At 67.5% G+C, this 21564-nt stretch carries 8 protein-coding genes; 4 read left to right on the forward strand and 4 right to left on the reverse strand.

The window, feature by feature from the left end:
* Nucleotides 1–327 precede the first annotated feature (327 nt).
* The 3 genes from HSX14_RS08090 (at nucleotide 328) to HSX14_RS08100 (ending at nucleotide 15247) form a co-directional block, all read left to right on the forward strand.
* Nucleotides 328–14214: a retention module-containing protein gene (locus HSX14_RS08090; RefSeq protein ID WP_175384244.1), complete on the forward strand. Its 13887-nt coding sequence runs from the start codon at nucleotides 328–330 to the stop codon at nucleotides 14212–14214.
* A gap of 77 nt (nucleotides 14215–14291) precedes the next feature.
* Entirely contained in the window at nucleotides 14292–14630 is a 339-nt protein-coding gene (locus HSX14_RS08095) for a tryptophan synthase subunit beta (RefSeq protein ID WP_173177022.1), read from the forward strand.
* 275 nt (nucleotides 14631–14905) lie between these two features.
* Nucleotides 14906–15247 carry a hydrolase gene (locus HSX14_RS08100; RefSeq protein ID WP_228723558.1) on the forward strand — a complete coding sequence of 114 codons (342 nt, stop codon included), beginning with the start codon at nucleotides 14906–14908 and terminating at the stop codon, nucleotides 15245–15247.
* A 186-nt stretch (nucleotides 15248–15433) separates the two neighbouring features.
* Here HSX14_RS08100 and lapD read toward each other — a convergent pair whose 3' ends face one another.
* From lapD to HSX14_RS08120, 4 genes are all read right to left on the reverse strand, one after another.
* Nucleotides 15434–17389 carry a cyclic di-GMP receptor LapD gene (gene lapD / locus HSX14_RS08105; RefSeq protein ID WP_173177024.1) on the reverse strand — a complete coding sequence of 652 codons (1956 nt, stop codon included), beginning with the start codon at nucleotides 17387–17389 and terminating at the stop codon, nucleotides 15434–15436.
* 3 nt (nucleotides 17390–17392) lie between these two features.
* Nucleotides 17393–18076: a cysteine protease LapG gene (gene lapG, locus HSX14_RS08110; protein ID WP_173177202.1), complete on the reverse strand. Its 684-nt coding sequence runs from the start codon at nucleotides 18074–18076 to the stop codon at nucleotides 17393–17395.
* Between the two features lie 87 nt (nucleotides 18077–18163).
* Nucleotides 18164–18565, reverse strand: a complete 402-nt coding sequence (locus tag HSX14_RS08115) for a YbaN family protein (RefSeq protein ID WP_173177026.1) — start codon at nucleotides 18563–18565, stop codon at nucleotides 18164–18166.
* 13 nt (nucleotides 18566–18578) lie between these two features.
* Entirely contained in the window at nucleotides 18579–19163 is a 585-nt protein-coding gene (locus HSX14_RS08120) for a UPF0149 family protein (protein ID WP_173177028.1), read from the reverse strand.
* A 136-nt stretch (nucleotides 19164–19299) separates the two neighbouring features.
* Here HSX14_RS08120 and recQ point away from each other — a divergent pair, with 136 nt between their 5' ends.
* Nucleotides 19300–21432: a DNA helicase RecQ gene (gene recQ / locus HSX14_RS08125; RefSeq protein WP_173177030.1), complete on the forward strand. Its 2133-nt coding sequence runs from the start codon at nucleotides 19300–19302 to the stop codon at nucleotides 21430–21432.
* Nucleotides 21433–21564 lie beyond the last annotated feature (132 nt).

Genomic DNA, 21564 nt, shown 5'->3' on the forward strand with positions numbered 1-21564 from the left:
TATGCCGAAAAAATCTTATGCACTCCTCGCAATCGGGCACATCTTCTTTTCCTGTCAGCCGCGATTATTCAGGCCTTCAGGGCATTTAGCGCGAGCGGCTAGGGCGGTCAAACAGGGTTCAGAGCCTAAGGGGCGGGGATGTTCTGATGGAGTAGTACGACACGGAGAATGAGTGACGATTTTTTGTCGCGAATTTTTTGACCTGATTACTGTCGTTCCATTCCGCTTCAGTTTTTTCCTTCTTCCAATCCTCCGGTGCAGGCCTGTCTTGACCCTTATTGCGATAGGTGTCGGCGGTGGTCGGCAGTTGTGGTGGAGGAAGGATTCATGGCTACGGTAATCGGTGTCGTCAGTCGGGTTGTAGGCGAGGTGTTCGCGGTAGCAAGCGATGGAACGCGTCGGCCCCTGGTTGAAGGCGACAGGCTTTTTGCCGGCGAGCAACTGCTCACCGGCTCCGAAGGTGCAGTCTCGGTGGCCCTGGCCAACGGTGGCGAGCTGACACTGGGCCGCGAAAGCAGCCTCAACCTGACCACTCAGTTGCTGGCCACCAGCAACGGCGACACGCCGGTCGATCCCACCGCTGACGCGCAGCAACAGCAACCGCCGAGCCAGCAGGATTTGACCGACGTGCAGCAACTGCAGGCCGCGATCGAAGCCGGCGCGGACCCGACCCAGACCGGTGAAGCCACGGCCGCAGGCCCCGGCGCGGGCGGTGCCGGCGGTGCAGGGGGCGCGGGCGGTGGCCACTCCTTCGTGCTGCTCTCGGAAACAGCCGGAGCGCTGGACCCGACCATCGGCTTCCCCACCGGGCCGATCACGGCCGGCCCGCTGTTCCCTGAAGCTGAAATCCTCGCCCCCGCCGACTTCAGCCCCGAGCTGACCGTGGTCTTCCTGGACAAGGAAGGCAGCGTGGTCACCGGCCCCGGCGTGGTGGACGAAGAAGCACTGAACGGCGGCGAGAGCGGTGGCGGCCAGCCGGGCAGCAACCCCGGCAGCGACGCCGAGACCACCTCGGGCACCCTGATCATCAATTCCCCCGACGGCATCGGCCGCATCGAAGTGCTGGACGCCGGCGGCAACTGGATCAACGTCACCGGTGGCGGCACCGTGCAGGGCACCTATGGCGTGCTGGTGTTCGACGCCGCCGGCAACTGGACCTACACCCTGACCGACAACAGCCTGGATCACGGCAACCCCAACGCCACCGGGGCCGACGACCAGCTGTTCGACAACTTCTCCGTGCGCGTCTTCGACCTCGACGGCGACGTGTCGCCCACCGTGCCGCTGACCATCGCCATCAACGACGACGGCCCCAGCGCCGGCCTGGACTTCTCCCGCGAAGGCGGCGAGGTGGTCATCGACGAAAGCGCCGGCCTGCAGCCGGGCAGCAATGACGTCAGCGGCCCGCTGGCGGTGTTCGATGGCGTTGCCAATCCCTCCTCCGACATGCGCGCCTATGCCCAGGGCAACGCTCCCGCGGTGGTGGCGACCTATGAATTCGGCGCCGACGAAGGCGGCGCCACCGCGGTCTATTCCCTGGCGCTGGTCGAAGGCGAGGGCGGTGAAGGCGAGCAGGGCCCGCAGGCGCAGGCGGTCGGCCTGACCACCACCGCCGGCAGCCCCATCACCCTGAGCGTGGAGAACGGCCTGGTGGTCGGTCGCGATGCCGACGGCAACGCCGCGTTCGCCATCGCCATCGACCCGGACACCGGCGTCATCAGCGTCGCCCAGTACCAGTCCCTGCATCACCCCGACGGCAGCGATGCCAATGACAGCATCGACCTCAGCGGCCTGATCCGCGCCGTGCTGACCGTCACCGACGGCGACGGCGACAAGGCCGTGGCCAGCGCCGATGTCGGCCAGCTGATCCGCTTCGTCGATGACGGCCCGACCGCCAGCATCCAGGCCAACGAAGGCGTGCGGGTCAGCCATGACGAGAGCGCCGGCCTGCAGAATGGCACCGCCACGCCCACCCCGGCCGGCGACGCCAATGACAACGACACCAGCTCCGCGTCGGTGGTGAGCCTGTTCGCGGGCGTCGCCAACACCGGCACCGACCTCTCCAGCACCGGCTACGCCACCAGCGACGGCGCGGTGGTGGATATCTCCGGCAGCAGCACGGGCGAGGACAACGAAGGCGCCACCACCGTGCTCAGCCTGTCGATCGTCGACGGCGACGGCAGCGATTCCGGCCTCACCACCACCGATGGCCATTCCATCGTGCTCAGCCTCGAGGGCGGGCTGGTGGTCGGTCGTATCGTCGGCGGCAGCCTCGACGGCCAGGCGGCATTCGCCGTGGCCATCGGCCAGGACGGCAGCGTCAGCGTGGCCCAGTACGTTTCGCTCAATCACCCCGACACCGGCAGCGCCGATGACGCCGTGACCCTGGCCGGCAAGGTCCGCGCCGTGGTCACCGTGACCGATGGCGACGGCGACGTGGACACCGCCCAAGTGGGCATCGGCGGTGCCATCCGCTTCGAGGACGACGGCCCCACCGCCGTCATCGAACGACTCGAAGGCGTGCGCGTCACCCACGACGAGAGCGCCGGCCTGCAGAACGGCACCGAGACCCCGACGCCCCAGGGCGACGCGCTCGATGACGACACCAGCAACCCGGATGTGATCGCCTTGTTCGCCGGCGTGGCCAACGTCGGCACCGATCTTTCGGGCTACGCCACCAGCGCCGGCCCCGTGGTCAGCACCGCCGGCACCAGCACCGGCGAGGACGACGAAGGCGCCACCACGGTGCTGAGCCTGGCGATCAACGGCGGCGACGGCACCGATTCGGGCCTCACCACCACCGATGGCCAGAGCATCCGCCTCTATATGGAGAACGGCCTGATCGTCGGCCGCGTGGACGGCGGCGACCAAGGCCCCGGCGCGGCGGTGTTCGCCGTGGCCATCGGCCAGGATGGCAGCATCAGCGTTGCCCAGTACATGTCGCTGAACCACCCCGATACCGGCAGCCGTGATGAGGGCGTCGACCTCGGCGGCCTGGTCCGCGCCGTGGTCACCGTCACCGACGGGGACGGCGATGTCGACGTCGCCACGGTCAACATCGGTGGGGCCATCCGCTTCGAGGACGACGCCCCCACCGCCAGCATCCAGGTGGTCGAAGGCGCTCGCGTCACCCACGACGAGACCCCCGGCCTACAGAACGGCACCGCCACCCCGACCCCGGGCAACGACGCCAACGACAACGACACCAACAGCCCGAGCGTGATCGCGCTGTTCAGCAGCGTGGCCGATGCCGGCACCGCGCTGGCGGCCGGCTACGCCACCAGCAACGGCCCGGTGGTCGATGCCTCCGGCAGCACCACCGGCGAGGACCAGGAGGGCGCGACCACCGTGCTCAGCCTGGAAGTGCAGGACGCCGACTCGGGTCTCACCACCCTGGACGGCTCGTCCATCGTGCTCAGCGTGGAGAACGGCCTGGTGGTCGGCCGCGTGGATGGCGGCGCGTACAACGGCCAGGCCGCCTTCGCCGTGGCCATCGGCCAGGACGGCAGCATCAGCATCGCCCAGTACATCCCGCTGCAGCATCCGGATACCGCCAACCATGACGAGGCGCTGAACCTCTCCGGCAAGATCCGCGCGGTGGTCACCGTCACCGACGGGGATGGCGACGTGTCGGTGGATTCCGTCGGCATCGGCGGCGTGGTGCGCTTCGAGGACGACGGCCCCAGTGCCACCAAGGTGACCGCCACCAGTACCCTGGACGACGAGGGCCTGTCCGGCGGCATCAATGGCGGGCCTGGCGACGTCACCGGCGCCCACACCAGCACCAGCGGCAGCCTCGGCTACGACGCCGGTGCCGATGGCCTGAAATCCATCGAGCTCACCGGGCCCAGCACCCTGGGCAGCGAGAACGTCACCTCGACCTGGGACGCCTCGACCAACACCCTGACCATCAGCAGTGCCCGTGGCGACCTGATGACCGTAGTGCTGACCGACCTGGCCAGCGGTGCCTATACGGTCAACCTGCTCAAGCCGCTGATGCACACCGTCGACGGCACCGAGGACAACATCACCCTCAACGTCGGCTACAAGGTCACCGACGGCGATGGCGACACCGCCGACGGTTCCCTGGCGGTCACCATCAACGACGACACCCCGACCCTGCAGGTCGGCGCCCTGGACCTGAACTCCTCGGTGACCTTCGTCGGCACCGACGCCGGCTACAGCAACAGCTACGGCTACTACATCAAGGGCGACGACGGCACCCCGGTCAGCGGCAAGGTGATCTGGGCCAACGTCCACGACCAGAGCAACGGCGATACCTTCGACCTGGGCAACCTGGACCCGGCCAGCACCGGCTTCTTCATCATCCCCAATGGCGGTGCCAACGGCGGCCTGGCCAACGGCGCCGACATCACCTTCCAGCTGGTGGGCGGCAAGTGGCAGGCCTTCATCGGCAGCACCCCGCTGACCGGCGCCGACGGTGCCAACGTGCTGTTCAGCGACGCCACCCTCAACCCCGGCGGCTCGCACCTGCAGGACACCGGCAACGCCGGCAACCAGAACTGGGAAGACAAGACCGCCACCTCCGACTACGACTACAACGACGTCAGCACCAGCGTCACCTGGGGCTCGACCCTGCAGCTGCAGGTGGACGAGACCAACCTGGGGCAGGGCGCCAGCGCCACTGCCACCGCCGACTTCAGCGGCCTGTTCAACGTGCAGCCCGGCGCCGATGGCCTGGGCAGCCTGGACTACGGCCTGGAAGTCACCAACCCGGCCTCCGGGCTGGTGGACACCGAGACCGGCGATGACGTGGTGCTGTTCCTGGAGAACGGCCAGGTCGTGGGCCGCGTCGGCGATGCCAGCGGCGAGGTCGTCTTCACCCTCACCGTGGGCACGGACGGCAAGGTCACCCTCGAACAGCTGCGTGCCATCGAACACCCGACGTCCGATCCGGACGAAGCGGCCTTCCTCGGCTCCGGCCACGTCAAGCTCAACCTGACGGTGACCGACGGCGACGGCGACAGCGTCAGCGGCGGCCTGGACATCGGCAAGGTCATCAGCTTCCGCGACGATGCCCCGAGCATCAGCGCCGGCGAGATCGCCAGCGCCGCGCTGGAGGTGGACGAGACCAACCTGCTGGTGGACAAGACCCTCGACTACAGCACCGCCTTCACCCACAGCTATGGCGCGGATGGCGCCGGCAGCATCAGCTACGCGCTGGCCGTCAGTGCCGCGGGTGCCGACAGCGGCCTGAAGGACACCGCCAGCGGCCAGAGCATCAAGCTGTACCTGGAAGGTGGCGAGGTGGTCGGCCGTGTCGGCGACCAGAGCGGCGCGATCTCCTTCAAGGTCACGGTGGACGCCGATGGCAAGGTCACCCTCGACCAGAAACTGGCCATCGTGCACTCGCCCGATTCCGGGCCCGACCAGGCCACCGGCCTCTCCGCCGCGGACCTGGTGAAACTGGTGGCGACCATCACCGACAAGGACGGTGACTCCAGCAGCGCCAGCCTCAACCTGGGCAATGCCATCAGCTTCCGTGACGACGCCCCGAACATCGACGCCGGCCAGGCCGCCAATGGCAGCCTGGAAGTGGACGAGAGCTTCCTGGGGACCGACGCCACCCGCGATTTCAGCGGCGCGTTCACCCACAGCTTCGGCAGTGACGGCGCGGGCACCATCACCTACGCGCTGGCCATCAGCGCCGCGGGCGCCGACAGCGGCCTGAAGGACACCGCCAGCGGCCAGAGCATCAAGCTGTACCTGGAAGGAGGGGAAGTGGTCGGCCGTGTCGGCGACCAGAGCGGCGCGATCTCCTTCAAGGTCACGGTGGATGCCGACGGCAAGGTCACCCTCGACCAGAAACTGGCCATCGTGCACTCGCCCAATACCGGTCCGGACCAGGCCACCGGCCTCTCCGCCGCGGACCTGGTGAAACTGGTCGCGACCATCACCGACCGCGACGGCGACCCGGACAGCGCCACCCTCAACCTGGGCAATGCCATCAGCTTCAAGGATGACGCCCCCAGCATCCGTGCCACGGCCATTCCCGCGGACAGCCTGCAGGTGGATGAAACCAACCTGCTCGGCAACGCCACCACCGACTTCAGTGGCGCGTTCATCAAGGCCTATGGCGCCGATGGCGCCGGCAGCACCACCTATGCCCTGGACGTGAAGTCCCCGGGTGTCGACAGCGGCCTGAAGGACACTGCCACCGGCAGCGACATCAAGCTGTACCTGGAGAACGGCGAAGTGGTCGGCCGCGTGGGCGACCAGAGCGGCGCGATCTCCTTCAAGCTCACCGTGGACGCCGACGGCAAGGTCTCCCTCGACCAGGTGCGTGCCATCGTCCATTCGCCCAATACCGGCCCCGACCAGGAAAGCAGCCTGGGGGCGGCCGACCTGGTGAAACTGGTGGCGACCATCACCGACAAGGACGGTGACGCCAGCAGCGCCACCCTCAACCTGGGCAACGCCATCAGCTTCAAGGACGACGCCCCGACCATCAGTGCCGGCCAGGCCCAGGTGGGCAGCCTGCAGGTGGACGAGACCAACCTGGCGCTCAACGCCACCACCAACTACAGCGGCGCCTTCACCGGCAACTATGGCGCCGACGGCGCCGGCAGCATCGGCTACAGCCTGGAGGTCAAGGCGCCGGGCGCCGACAGCGGCCTGAAGGACACCGCCAGCGGCAGTGACATCAAGCTGTACCTGGAAGGTGGCGAAGTGGTGGGCCGTGTCGGCACCTCCACCGGTGCCATCGCCTTCAAGGTCACGGTGGATGCGGCCGGCAACGTCACCCTCGACCAAGTGCGTGCCATCGTGCATTCGCCCGATTCCGGGCCCGACCAGGCCACCGGCCTCTCCGCCGCCGACCTGGTGAAACTGGTGGCGACCATCACCGACAAGGACGGCGACACCAGCAGCGCCAGCCTCAACCTGGGCAATGCCATCAGCTTCAAGGACGACGCCCCGACCATCAACGCCGGTACGGCCACTGCGGCCAGCCTGCAGGTGGACGAGACCAACCTGGCGTTCAACGCCACCACCAACTTCAGTGGCGCCTTCACCAGCAGCTACGGTGCCGACGGCGCCGGCAGCATCGGCTACGCGCTGGAGGTCAAGGCTCCGGGGGCCGACAGCGGCCTGAAGGACACCGCCAGCGGCAGTGACATCAAGCTGTACCTGGAAGGTGGCGAGGTGGTGGGCCGTGTCGGCGACCAGAGCGGTGCCATCGCCTTCAAGGTCACGGTGGATGCCTCCGGCAACGTCACCCTCGACCAGGTGCGTGCCATCGTCCATTCGCCCAACACCGGGCCGGACCAGGCCACCGGCCTCTCCGCCGCCGACCTGGTGAAACTGGTGGCGACCATCACCGACAAGGACGGTGACGCCAGCAGCGCCACCCTCAACCTGGGCAACGCCATCAGCTTCAGGGACGACGCCCCGACCATCAGTGCCGGCCAGGCCCAGGTGGGCAGCCTGCAGGTGGACGAGACCAACCTGGCGCTCAACGCCACCACCAACTACAGCGGCGCCTTCACCGGCAACTACGGCGCCGATGGTGCCGGCAGCATCGGCTACAGCCTGGAGGTCAAGGCCCCGGGCGCCGACAGCGGCCTGAAGGACACCGCCAGCGGCAGTGACATCAAGCTGTACCTGGAAGGTGGCGAAGTGGTGGGCCGTGTCGGCACCTCCACCGGTGCCATCGCCTTCAAGGTCACGGTGGATGCCTCCGGCAACGTCACCCTCGACCAAGTGCGTGCCATCGTGCATTCGCCCAACACCGGGCCGGACCAGGCCACCGGCCTCTCCGCCGCGGACCTGGTGAAACTGGTGGCGACCATCACCGACAAGGACGGCGACACCAGCAGCGCCAGCCTCAACCTGGGCAGCGCCATCAGCTTCAAGGACGACGCCCCGACCACCGGCACCAACCAGACGGTGCAACTGGACGACGACGCGCTACCCAAGGGCATTCCCGGCGGCGTCGGCGACGATGCCGACTCGCAGAACGCCTCCGGCACCCTCAGCCACAGCTACGGTGCCGACGGCGCCGGCAGTATCAGCTGGGTCACCACCGGTGCGCCGGCCGGCTTCACCTACGAGACCTCGGGCAGCAACCTGCTGATCAAGCAGGGCACCACCACCGTGCTCACCGTGACCCTGAACAGCGCCACCGGCGCCTACGAGGTGCAGCAGAACGCGCCGATCCAGCACGCCAATGCCGACGACGAGAACAACCAGGCCTTCCAGATCACCTACAAGGTCACCGACAAGGACGGTGACAGCGCCAACGGAACGCTGAACATCAACGTCGACGACGACACGCCGGTGGCGCAGAACGACACGGCCACCGTCCAGGCCAGCCAAGGCCAGGACATCAACATGGTGTTCGTGCTCGACTTCAGCGGCAGCATCAACAACACCGAGCTCGGGCAGATGCTCGATGCGGTCAAAGCCGCCGGCCAGGCCCTGTTCGCCGGCAGCACCGGTGACGTGCAGCTGCAGATCGTGGCCTTCTCCGGTGACGCCACCTCCTACGCGCCGGTGACCAGCTACGCGGCCTTCGAGAGCCTGGTGAACTCCCTCGACCCGAGCGAGCCCGGCGGCGTGCGCCCGTACAGCGGCAACACCGACTTCACCGCCGCCATCGAGAAGACCATGGATGCCTTCAACCCGCTCCCGGGCTGGAACAACCAGGTCGTGTTCATCAGCGACGGCAACCCCAACGAGCAGACCCAGAACGGCAACGCACTGCTCAACCAGACGGCGCTCGACTGGCAGCAGTTCATCACCAGCAACCACATCAACGTCACCTCCATCGGCGTCGGTGACGGCATCGACAACGGCAACCTGCAGGACGTCGATCTCGACGGCAGTGGTGCCCCGATCCTGATCGGCGGCTTCACCGACCTGGTCAACACCCTGCTCAGCCAGGTCACCAGCAACCTGGTCTCCGGCAACGTGATCAGAGGCAGCGACGGCGTCGCCGGCACCGCTGACGACGATGGCTTCGGCGCCGATGGTCCCGGGCGCATCCTGTCCATCGAGATCAACAACGTCACCTACACCTGGAACGGCAGCAGCATCAGCAGCAGCGCCGGTGGCTCGCCCATCAGCGGCAGTGCGCTGACCAACGTGACCACGGCGCAAGGCGGCAAGCTGAGCTTCAACTTCAGCAACGGTGACTGGACCTACCAGACCCCGAGCGAAGTGGTGGGCGACAAGCAGGAGAACTTCAAATACACCATCGTCGACCGTGACGGCGACCCGTCCAGCGCCACCCTGTCGGTCTACGTGGTGGACAGCAGCCCGGTGATCGCCAGCGTGGACGAGGACGAGCTGCCCGGCGGGATCACCGACGGCGACGCCGTCACCACGGTGGCCACCGGCAGCGTCGTCGACCTGGTCGTCGGCTCCTCCAGCGGCGTGACCTTCAGCCTGGCCAGCAATACCAGCGGCGTGACCCCGGCCAGCTCCGACGGCCATCCGCTGGTCTACACCGTGTCCGGCAATACCCTCACCGCCACGGCGGGTGCGGGCGGGGCCACGGTCTTCACCCTGCAACTGCAGGCCAACGGCAGCTACACCCTGACCCTCAGCGGCCCGCTGGACCACCCGCTGGGCAACGGTGACGACGGCGAGACCCTGACGCTGAACCTGAGCAGCCTGATCCAGGCCAGCAACGGCGGCAGCCCGGTGCCCATGGCCGGTGACTTCCTGATCCGCATCGAGGACGACGTGCCCAGCATCGGCGTCGGCAACGTCGCCGGCACCGGCGTCCTGCAGGTGGACGAAAGCAACCTGGCGCTCAACGCCACGGTGAGCTTCGCCGCCAACTTCAATGCCAGCTATGGCGGCGATGGCGCGGGCAGCATCACCTACAAGCTGGATATCAGCGCCAGCGGCACCAACAGCGGCCTGAAGGACACCGCCAGCGGCAGCGACATCAAGCTGTACCTGGAAGGTGGCGAGGTGGTGGGCCGTGTCGGCTCCTCCACCGGTGCCGTCGCCTTCAAGGTCACGGTGGATGCTTCCGGCAACGTCACCCTCGATCAGCAGCGGGCGATCATCCATACGCCCAACAGCGGGCCGGACCAGGCTGCGGGCCTGTCCGCCGCCGACCTGGTGAAACTGATCGCGACCATCACCGACAACGACGGCGACAAGAGCAGCGCCACCCTCAACCTGGGCAACGCCATCAGCTTCAAGGACGACGCGCCGACCATCAGCGCCGGCAGTGCCACCGCCGGCAGCCTGCAGGTGGACGAGACCAACCTGGCGGGCAACGCCACCGCCGGCTTCGCGTCTTCCTTCAGCGGCAACTACGGCGCCGACGGCGCCGGCACCACCACCTATGCACTGAAGGTCAGCGCAGCGGGCGTGGACAGCGGCCTGGACGACTCGGCCACCGGCAGCGACATCAAGCTGTACCTGGAAGGCGCCGAGGTGGTGGGCCGTGTCGGCAGCTCCACCGGCGCCATCGCCTTCAAGGTCACGGTGGATGCTTCCGGCAACGTCACCCTCGACCAGCAGCGGGCGATCATCCATACGCCCAACAGCGGGCCGGACCAGGCGGTGAGCCTGGGCGCCGCCGACCTGGTGCAACTGGTGGCGACCATCACCGACAAGGACGGCGACGCCAGCAGTGCCAACCTCAACCTGGGCAACGCCATCAGCTTCAAGGACGATGCGCCGAGCATCAGCGCCGGCAGTGCCACCGCCGGCAGCCTGCAGGTGGACGAGACCAACCTGGCCGCCAACGCCAGTGTCAACCTGAGCGGCCAGTTCACCGGCAACTACGGCGCCGACGGCGCCGGCACCACGACCTATGCGCTGAAGGTCAGCGCGGCGGGCGCGGACAGTGGCCTGGACGACACGGCCACCGGCAGCGACATCAAGCTGTACCTGGAAGGCACCGAGGTGGTGGGCCGTGTCGGCAGCTCCACCGGCGCCATCGCCTTCAAGGTCACGGTGGATTCCGCCACCGGCGTGGTCACCCTCGACCAGCAGCGGGCGATCATCCACACGCCCAACAGCGGGCCGGACCAGGCTGTGAGCCTGTCCGCCGCCGACCTGGTGCAACTGGTGGCGACCATCACCGACAAGGACGGCGACGCCAACAGCGCCAGCCTGAACCTGGGCAGCGCCATCAGCTTCAAGGACGACGCCCCCAGCATCAGTGCCGGCACCGCCACGGCCGCCAGCCTGCAGGTGGACGAAACCAGCCTGAACCTCGATGCGACGGTGAACTTCGCCTCCTCCTTCAGCGGCAACTACGGCGCCGACGGAGCCGGTACCACCACCTATGCGCTGAATGTCAGTGCGGCGGGCGTGGACAGTGGCCTGGACGACACCGCCACCGGCAGCGACATCAAGCTCTACCTGGAAGGTGGCGAGGTGGTGGGCCGTGTCGGCTCCTCCACCGGTGCCATCGCCTTCAAGGTCACGGTGGATGCGTCCGGCAACGTCACCCTCGACCAGCAGCGGGCCATCGTCCATACGCCCAACACCGGGCCGGACCAGGCCGTGAGCCTGTCGGCCGCCAACCTGGTGCAACTGGTGGCGACCATCACCGACAAGGACGGCGACGCCAACAGCGCCACCCTCAACCTGGGCAGCGCCATCAGCTTCAAGGACGATGCGCCGAGCATCAGCGCCGGTGTGGCGCAGGCGGGCAGCCTGCAGGTGGATGAGACCAACCTCGCCGGCAACGCCAGCACCAGCTTCGCTTCGTCCTTCACCAGCAACCCCGGTGCCGATGGTGCAGCCAGCACCACTTATGCCCTGAAGGTCAGCAGTGCCGGTGTGGACAGCGGGCTGGACGACTCGGCCACCGGCAGCGATATCAAGCTGTTCCTGGAAGGCACCCAGGTGGTGGGCCGTGTCGGCAGCTCCACCGGTGCGATTTCCTTCACCCTCACGGTGGATGCCGCCGGCAGCGTCACCCTCGACCAGCAGCGGGCGGTGATCCACACGCCCAACAGCGGGCCGGACCAGGCGGTGAGCCTGGGCGCCGTCGACCTGGTGCAACTGGTGGCGACCATCACCGACAAGGACGGCGACACCAGCAGCGCCAGCCTCAACCTGGGCAGCGCCATCAGCTTCAGGGACGACGCGCCCACGGCGGCCAACCAGACCCAGAACGGCCAGGCCTCGGTCAACCTCAACAGCAACCTGATGCTGGTGCTGGACATCTCGGGCAGCATGGGTGACGCCTCTGGCGTCGGTTCCATGGACCGCCTGCAGGTGGCCAAGAACGCGCTGCTGGAACTGCTGGAGCAGTACGACGCCCTGGGCGATGTGCGCGTCAGCTTCGTCACCTTCTCCACGACGGCCACCACCGAGGCGGTCTGGGTGAGCGTGGCGGATGCCAAGGCGGCGATTCTCGGGGTCAGCACCGCGAACACCACCAACTACGATGCCGCGCTGATCTCGGCCATCAACGCCTACGGCAATGCCGGCAAGCTGGCCACGGGCAACGTGCAGAACGTCGCCTACTTCCTCTCCGACGGCTATCCCAACCAGCCCAGCGGCGACGAGGGCATCTCCAACGCCAATGGCAGTGCCAGCGGCTGGCCGACCCCGTACTCCAACGGCAACGTTTCCGAGGAGCAGGCCTGGATCAACTTCCTCACCGCCAACAACATCCGCGCCTACGCGCTGGGGATGGGCACCGGGGTGGACGCCACGGCGCTCAACCCGATCGCCTACAACGGCACCAACGGTGGCAGTAACACCAACGCCATCGTGGTCACCGACCTCAACGCGCTGACCAGCACCCTCGTGGCCACCGCCCAGGCCTCGCCCATCTCGGGCAGCCTGGTCAGCGGCGGCAGCATGGGCAATGACGGCGGCTACGTGCGCAGCATCGTGGTGGACGGCAAGACCTACACCTACGACAAGGCCACCGGCACCTTCACCGCCAGCGGTCCGGGCACCAACAACGGCAGCCTTTCCGGCTCGCTGCTGACGGTGTCCATGGGGTCGGGCTCCAGCATCATGGTCAACATGCTCAACGGTGCCTACACCTACACGCCGCCGAGCACCATCAACCTGGCGATCGCCACCAGCATTGCCTTCACCTTGCTGGACAACGACGGGGACAGCGCGTCGGCCAACCTCAACATCAATATCAACTCCGGCACCCAGCCGATGGTGATACGCGATGACCTGGTGCTGACCAACGTGCCTGCCCAGACGGGCGCCGACCAGATCCTGATCCCGACCTGGGCCCTGCTGGCCAACGACACCGGGCCGAGCGCCGGGCTGCTGTCGGTGCTCAGCGTCGCCTCGATCGGCTCGGATGGCGCCAGCCTGGGCGGTGGCAACGTGACCTTCACGGAGAACAGCAGCAACTCGACCAACGGTGGCAGCTTCAGCTACGGCGTTTCCGTCGACGGCAGCACGACCCTGGATACCGCGGTCGTGGATGTCGTGCGCGACGCCGGCGCCAACACCCTCAACGGGACCTTCCGCAACGAGATCCTGCTCGGGCGTGATGGCGCCAACGACACGCTCAATGGCGGCGATGGCGACGATGTGCTGATCGGGCAGGGAGGCAATGACACGCTCAACGGTGGCAACGGCAACGACATCCTCGTCGGCGGGGCCGGCAACGATGCGCTCAACGGTGGGGCCGGCGTGGACACCGCGAGCTACATCGATGCGCCGTCCGGGGTCACGGTCGACCTGAGCATCCTCGTCGCGCAGAACACCGTCGGTGCTGGAACGGACACCCTGAACAGCATCGAGAACCTGATCGGGTCGAACTTCGCCGATGTGCTGAAGGGGGACAACAACGCCAACGTGCTCTTCGGCGGGGCTGGCAACGACACCCTGCTCGGCGGTGGTGGGGATGACTTCCTCATCGGCGGGCTGGGGGCCGACACCATGAGCGGTGGCGCCGGCAAGGACACCTTCATCTGGCAGAAAGGCGGCCTGGGCGGCGGCGTGGACCACATCACCGACTTCACGGTGGATATCACGGGTGCCAACTCCGACGTGCTCGACCTGTCGCAACTGTTGTCGGGTGTGGGCACCGCGCCGAACGTGCTGGACAGCTACCTGAACTTCTCGTTCTCGGGCACCACCACCACCATCGACATCAAGACGGAGGCGGCGGGACCGGTGCAGCAGCAAGTGGTGCTGGACAATGTGAACCTGTCCACGCTCTACGGCACGACCAACGAGGCCACCATCATCGGCAACCTGCTTGACGATCACGCATTGAAAACGACCGTCTAAGCTCTTTGAACGAGGCGGCCCGCCACCTTTCCGGGTGGCGGGCCTTTTTTATGCGGATTCGCTGGGGAGAGCAGTCCATGGTGTACGTACAGCGTGATGAGCGGGGCCGGGTGCTGCGGGTCGAGTCGGAGCCTTTCGAGAACATGACCCACAGCATGCCGGCCGCGGATCCGGAGGTGCAGAGCTGGCTGGCCAGCCGTTCGCTGCACGAGCACCTGATGTCGCTGCAGCATTCCGACCTGGAGCTCGTGCGGGTGATCGAAGACCTGGTCAGCGTTCTCGTCGACCGTGGCGTGATGCGCTACACCGACCTGCCCGAGGCCGCGCGCAACAAGCTCCAGCACCGCGCCCAGGCCCGCGCCCAGGTGGAAGGGCTCGGCAGCCTGGTGCAGGACGAGGGACGCCTGCCTTATTGAGCCCTGCTCGCCGGGGCGCAATCCTGCGCGAAAGGGCTCGGGCGGCTGCCTGGCCCATCGCGGTTGAAAGCGCTCCCACGGGTTTTCCTGCCTGAAACGAATGGCAAAAGATAATGCCCCGGAGGCGACAGAACCGGCGCCTGCCGTTGCGTTCTATTGCGCGACGGCTCCTCGGTCCACCGAGGGTGACCCGGGTTGCGGCCGTCATGTCCTCTTCAGGAGCGATAAGCGAGATGGCGACAAAAGCGGGTGTCTTCACCAGACGTGTGTTGGGCGTGCTTTTGACTGTGGTGGCGCTTGGGGCGGTGACGGCCCATGCGGTGGATTACGACCTGGATAACGATGGCTATCGTGATGCCCAGTTCGGTGGCAGCGACCACGACCTGGACAACGACGGCTACCGCGATGCCCAGTTCGGCGGCAGTGACCATGACCTGGACAACGACGGCTATCGCGATGCCGAGTTCGGTGGTAGCGACCATGACCAGGACAACGATGGTTATCGCGATGCGCAGTTCGGCGGCAGTGACCATGATCTGGACAACGATGGTTACCGTGACGCCCAGTTCGGTGGCAGTGACCATGACAGCGACAACGACACCAACCGTGACGATTAACCGGCTCCACCCGTAACGAGAACGCCCGCAGATGCGGGCGTTTTCTTTTGCGGGCGGCTTGGTGGGCTGAAGCCCACCCTACGGGTTGTGGGAGCGAATTCATTCGCGAAAAGGGCTGGGCCGGCCGGGGGCCTGGGTTTTCGCGGTTGAAACCGCTCCCATGGGGGCGCCGCCGGCCAACATTCATCAGGCCTGGGTTTCGCTCCAGGGGGCGGGCGGGCCGATGAGGCGGCCCATGGCGCCCTGGATGCCCAGCTCGCCGAGCACGGCCAGTTCGCCCTGGGTTTCCACCATCTCGGCGATCAGCGGCAGGTCGATGCTGTTGGTGGCGCGGAACATCGCCTCGATGAACACGCGCTTGTCGTTTTCCTGGTCGATGGCGCGGATGTAGGTGCCGTCGATCTTCAGGTAGGCCAGCCCCAGGTGGGTGAGGTTGCCGATCAGGCTGAAGCGCCCGCCGAAGTGTTGCAGGCCGAGGTGGAAGCCGGCTTCGCGCACGGCCTGGCTGAGTTTCTCCAGCGCAGCGGGCGGGGGCAGGAAGCGCTCGTCCACTTCCAGGGTCATCAGGTCCGCGTGCTGCGGGTGCTCGCGCAGCATGGCGAGCAGGCGCTCCTGGCTGTCGGGTTCGCGCAGGGTGGCGGCGGACAGGCTCAGGGCCAGCGGCTCGGGGTGCCGGTCGAGGTGGGCGAGGGTGTGTTCGAGCATCGCCAGGTCGAAGCGCGCGGCCCAGCCCAGGCGCTCGATCCAGGGCAGGAAGCGCCCGGCGGCAACGGCCTCGCCCTGCGGGTCGAGCAGCCGCGCGAGGACCTTGTTGTGCAGCAGCCTGGTGGGATCGGCACATTCGGCCACGGGCTGGAAGTAGAGCTGCAGCTTGCCCTGCTGCAGGGCTTCGTCGATCCAGGCGCGCCAGCTGTGCAGGCCCTGGTTGGGGGCGGCCTGGTAGTCGTCGAGGCGCTCCCACGGGTGCGCCGGGTTGCTTTGCGCCTGGGCCAGGGCCTGGTCGGCGCGGCCTATGACGCTGGTGGCGTCCTCGCCGGGACGGAAGGCGGCGATGCCCAGGTGGGCCACCGGGGTGCAGTCGCTGGCACCGGTGCCGCGCAGGCTTTCCAGGGCGTCGCTGAGGCTCTGGGCGAGGCGGTCGGCGTCTTCGTTGTCCAGGCCGGGGGCGAGCAGGGTGAATTCGCCGCCGCGGCTGCGCGAGGCCAGCCAGTCGGGGTTGCCGCGCTCCTCCAACCGTTTCTTCAGGAGTTCGCCGATCGCGCCGATCAGGGCGTCGGTGCGCTGGCCGCCGAGGCGCTGGTTGAGGCCGCCGAGGTCATTGACCCGCAGCAGCAGCAGGTAGCCGGCGGCGTTCTGCTCGGCCACGGCCAGCTGGTTGCCCAGGCGGATGTCGAACTGGCGGCGGTTGGCCAGGCCCGTGAGGCTGTCCTGGTAGGCCTCCTCGCGCAGCTTCTCGCTGCGCGCGGCCTCTTCGGCGAACAGGGTCTTGAGCTTGTCGACCATCTGGTTCATGGCCAGCACCACGCGCTTGAGCTCGGGCGTGCGCGGCACCCGGGGCAGGGTGAGGAACTCGCGCCGGCTGATGGCCTGGGCCTGCTGCACCATGTTGTCCAGCGGGCGCAGCTGGGTGCGCAGGAGGAAGCCGCCGAGCACGGCGCTGACCAGCCCGCAGAGCAGCAGCCAGAGGAGGCTGCCGATGGCGCTGTCCCAGAGCTTGGCCAGGGCGAATTGCGGGTGGCTGAGCACCTCGACCCGCGCGGCCTGTTCCCAGCCGCGCATGATCAGGGCGTCGCCGCCCTGGGCGCGCAGGTCGACGAGGCGGACGAACCAGGCGGGGACCTTGTCGGAGGTCGGGTCGGCCTGGCGTTCGACGATGACCTTCTCGTCGGCGATGTTGACCACGCGGATGCGGGCGAAGTAGCCGCTGTCGAAGATGGAGCTGACCATCAGCTCGATCATCGCCGGGTCGTCCACGTGGGGCGTCATGGACAGCGCGAGGGCGGTGGCGGCGTCCTGGGCGTGGGAGCGCAACTGGCTGCGCAGCTGTTCCCGGGAGCTTTCCACCCCGGCGAGGAAGCTGCCGGTGAAGGCCACCACGAGGAACAGGCAGATCGCCAGAAACAGCTGCTTGAGTAACGACATCGTCTATCCCTCTCCAATGGCGAAGCCTTCGGCGCGCATCTTCTGCAGGATGTCCTGCCAGCGCGAAAGCTTCTTGCTGTCACCACTGCGCTTGCCGGCGGTGTACAGGCCTTCGGCGTTGAAGGCGTACACGGGCAGCAGGTCCTTGCGTTGCGAGGCCGGCCTTATTTCGCCGATCAGGTTGTCCAGTACCAGCGGGTCCGAGCTGGGGCTGGCGTAGTAGGTGAGCACCATGTGTGCCTGGTTGTAGTTGAGCGCCTTGACGTAGGTGATGCGCAGTTTCTCGGACGGGATGCCGAGGCGGCGCAGGGTGAAGTACTTGGCGATGGAGTAGTCCTCGCAATCGCCGGCGCCCTTGACCAGGGCCTCGACGGGGGTGGCCCAGTAATCGTTCTCGCCCCAGTTGCGCTGGTCGTCGACGAAGCGCAGCTGGCGGTTGAAGAAGCGGTTGACCGTGGCGAGCTTCTCCTTCTCCGGCAGCTCGCCACTGCTGTCGATCAGCGCGCTCCAGGCCTCGATGCGCTCCTTGGCGGTGCCGAGGCTGCCGTAGCGCTTCTGCGCGTTCTGCAGGATCAGGCCGAAATCCCAGTTGGCGGCGACCGCCGAGACCAGCAGGCAGGCGAGCAGGGCCAGCCATGTCGTCCATGGCCGTCCTCGCTTCGCTTTCGCACGCCGCCCTAGCTGCATCATCAGGGTCTCCGCCCTTGGATCAGTGCAGTCTAGGTGGTGGTCGGGCTTTTTGCCGGTGGGCTTGGAGGGTGTTGCGGGGTGGGCTCAGTCTCGGCCCAGGGTCTTCTGGCGAAGGATGTAGACGGTGACCAGCACGGCGCTGGTGAGCATGAAGCCGCGCGCCCAGGGCAGGGGCACGAGGTAGCAGGAGAAGGCGATGCTGACCCACATCAGGCCGATGGCGTAGACCTTGCCCTTGAGCGGGATGCCGTTGCCTTCGAGGTAGTCCCTGATCCAGGGCCCGAGATGCCTGTGGTTGACCAGCCAGAGGTAGAAGCGCCGCGAGCTGCGCACGAAGCAGGCGGCGGCCAGGAGAAGGAAGGGCGTGGTCGGCAATACCGGCAGGAAGATGCCGATCACGCCCAGGGCGACGGCGAGCCAGCCGACCACCAGCAGTACGTAGCGCACTGCCGGGCTGCGGCTCTGGCGGATGTCACCGTGCGCCATCAGCGCGACCGTCTCAGTGACGCGGCTTGAGCAGGGCGGGCTTTTCTTCCGGGGCGTTGCACAGCAGGAACAGGGCGGTGAGCAGCTCGGGGATCTGCTCGACCATTTCGTCGACCAGGTTGCGATCGGCGGCGATATCGGCGAATTCGGGCTGTTCGTCGAACAGGCCGGAACCGACCATGATCGGCAGCAGCAGCTCGCTGACTTCCTCTTCGGCGTCTTCGAACCATACGGACTCGCGCAGGAACACGCCTTCCATGAAGCCGATGCACCAGCCGCGCAGGTCGGAATCGTCCGGGTCGTCGCCCAGGTCGAGGTCGCAGGGCATCTCCGGGTCTTCGTCGCTGGCCAGCTGGCGGGCGATGTGGGCCTTGAGCAGCAGCAGGGTGGCTTCGATCTCCTCGCGCTCGGCGTCGCTGCGGTAGTGCGGCGGCTCGGCGAACAGGGCGTCGATCCACTCGCGCTCCGGAACCTGGTCCGGGCAGATGCACAGGGCGGTCAGGTAGCCATGGGCGGCCACGTAGTCCAGGGCTTCTTCGTGCAGGTCATCGGCATCGAGGAAGGCTTGCAGGCGGGACAGTTGCTCAGCGAAGGACATCGTGGGACTACCTTGAGGAATAAACGAGGGTGGATTCTAGTCGAGTGGGAGGCCCGCGGCAAAAGCGGCCCCGATGGGCGAGGGCTTCCTCAGGCGTTCGCTGACGTATAATGCGCGGCTTCATTCGGAGACCCGCATGCTCGACCACGCCCAGCGCATCCTCAAAGACGTATTCGGCTACGACGCCTTCCGCGGCCACCAGGCGGCGATCATCGACCGCGTGGCCAAGGGCGGCGATGTGCTGGTGCTGATGCCCACCGGCGGCGGCAAGTCCCTGTGCTTCCAGGTCCCGGCGCTGATGCGCGACGGGCTGGCGGTGGTGGTTTCGCCGCTGATCGCGCTGATGGAGGACCAGGTCGCCACCCTCGACGAGCTCGGCGTGGCCGCGGTGGCGCTGAACTCCACCCTGAGCAACGACGAGCAGCGCGATATCGCCGATCGCATCCGCCGGGGCGAGATCAAGATGCTCTACCTGGCGCCGGAGCGCCTGGTGCAGCCGCGCATGCTGGGCTTCCTGCAGAACCTGGACATCGCCCTGTTCGCCATCGACGAAGCCCACTGCGTTTCCCAGTGGGGGCACGATTTCCGTCCGGAATACCTGCAGCTGGGCCAGCTCGCCGAGCTGTTCCCCGAGGTGCCGCGCATCGCCCTGACCGCCACGGCGGACATGCGCACCCGCGAGGAGATCGTGCAGCGCCTGCACCTGCAGAACGCCGAGCGCTTCCTCTCGAGCTTCGACCGGCCGAACATCTTCTACCGCATCGTCGCCAAGGACAGCCCGCGCAAGCAGTTGCTGTCCTTCCTCACCGAGCGGCGTGGCGACGCCGGCATCGTCTATTGCCTGTCGCGCAAGAAGGTCGACGAGGTCGCCGCCTTCCTTTCCGAGCAGGGCTACCCGGCGCTGCCCTACCACGCGGGCCTGCCCAGCGACCTGCGGGCCTACCACCAGAAGCGCTTCCTCAACGAGGAGGGGCTGATCATGGTGGCGACCATCGCCTTCGGCATGGGCATCGACAAGCCCAACGTGCGCTTCGTCGCCCACCTCGACCTGCCCAAGTCCCTGGAGGCCTATTACCAGGAGACCGGCCGCGCCGGCCGTGACGGACTGCCCGCCGATGCCTGGATGGCCTACGGCCTGCAGGACGTACTGCTGCTCAAGCAGATGCTCAACAACTCCGAGGGCGACGAGCGCCACAAGCGCATCGAGCAGCACAAGCTCGACGCCATGCTGGCGCTGTGCGAGGAGATCCGCTGCCGCCGCCAGGCGCTGCTGGCCTATTTCGACGAGGAGCTGCCGCAACCCTGCGGGCATTGCGACATCTGCGTCGACGGCGTGCAGACCTGGGACGCCACCGAGCCCGCTCGTCAGGCGCTCTCGGCCATCTACCGCAGCGGCCAGCGCTACGGCGTCGGCCATCTGGTCGACCTGTTGCTGGGCCGCGACAACGAGAAGGTCCGCGCCGCCGGCCACCAGCACCTGTCGGTCTTCGGCATGGGCAAGGCGCTGTCCGAAGGCGAATGGCGCACGCTGTTCCGCCAGCTGGTCGCCCGTGGCCTGGCGGATGTCGACCTCGACGGCTTCGGCGGCCTGCGCCTGACCGACGCTTGCCGCCCGCTGCTGCGCGGCGAGGTGAGCCTGCAACTGCGCCGCGACCTCTCGACCAAGGCACCGAAGCCGGCGGCCAGTGCCGCCAGCCAGCTGGTGCGTGGCGAGGAGCGCGAGCAGTGGGAGGCCCTGCGCGCCCTGCGCCGCAAGCTCGCCGAGGAGCACAGCGTGCCGCCCTATGTGATCTTCCCCGACGCCACCCTGCTGGAGATGCTGCGCAGCAAGCCCGGCACCCTGGCGGAGATGGCGCGGGTCAGCGGCGTCGGTGCACGCAAGCTGGAGCGCTACGGCGAGGCCTTCCTCGACGTGCTCAACGGTGGCGCCGACGCCGCGCCGGCGCCGCGCGCGGTGGCCGACCTGCGTCACGAGCTGGTCAGCCTGGCCCGTGCGGGCATGACCCCGGCGCAGATCGCGCGCCAGCTCGACTGCACCGAGAAGAACGTCTATTCGCTGCTGGCCGAGGCCATCAGCGAGCAGCAGCTGAGCCTGGAGCAGGCGCTGGACCTGCCCGAGGAAATGCTCGGCGCGGTGCAGGACGCCTTCCTCGATGGCGAGGGCGAGCTGCCCAGCGTCGCCGAGGTGGCCGAGATGCTCGGCGGCAAGGTCCCCGAGGGCGTGCTCCACTGCGTGCGTGCCGCGCTGCAGGCCGAGTTCGAGTCCTGAGGCCGCCGTCACGGGCGCGCCGCATAAGACGCGCCCGACGACTTGTGGCGGATTCCGCCTGCTACTAATGTGCACCTAGGCCTCCGGCCGGCGATGTGAGGTCGCCGGCCCCGACAGGAGGCGCAGGGCCCG

It is taken from the genome of Pseudomonas tohonis (assembly GCF_012767755.2).
Taxonomy (GTDB): Bacteria; Pseudomonadota; Gammaproteobacteria; order Pseudomonadales; family Pseudomonadaceae; genus Metapseudomonas; species Metapseudomonas tohonis.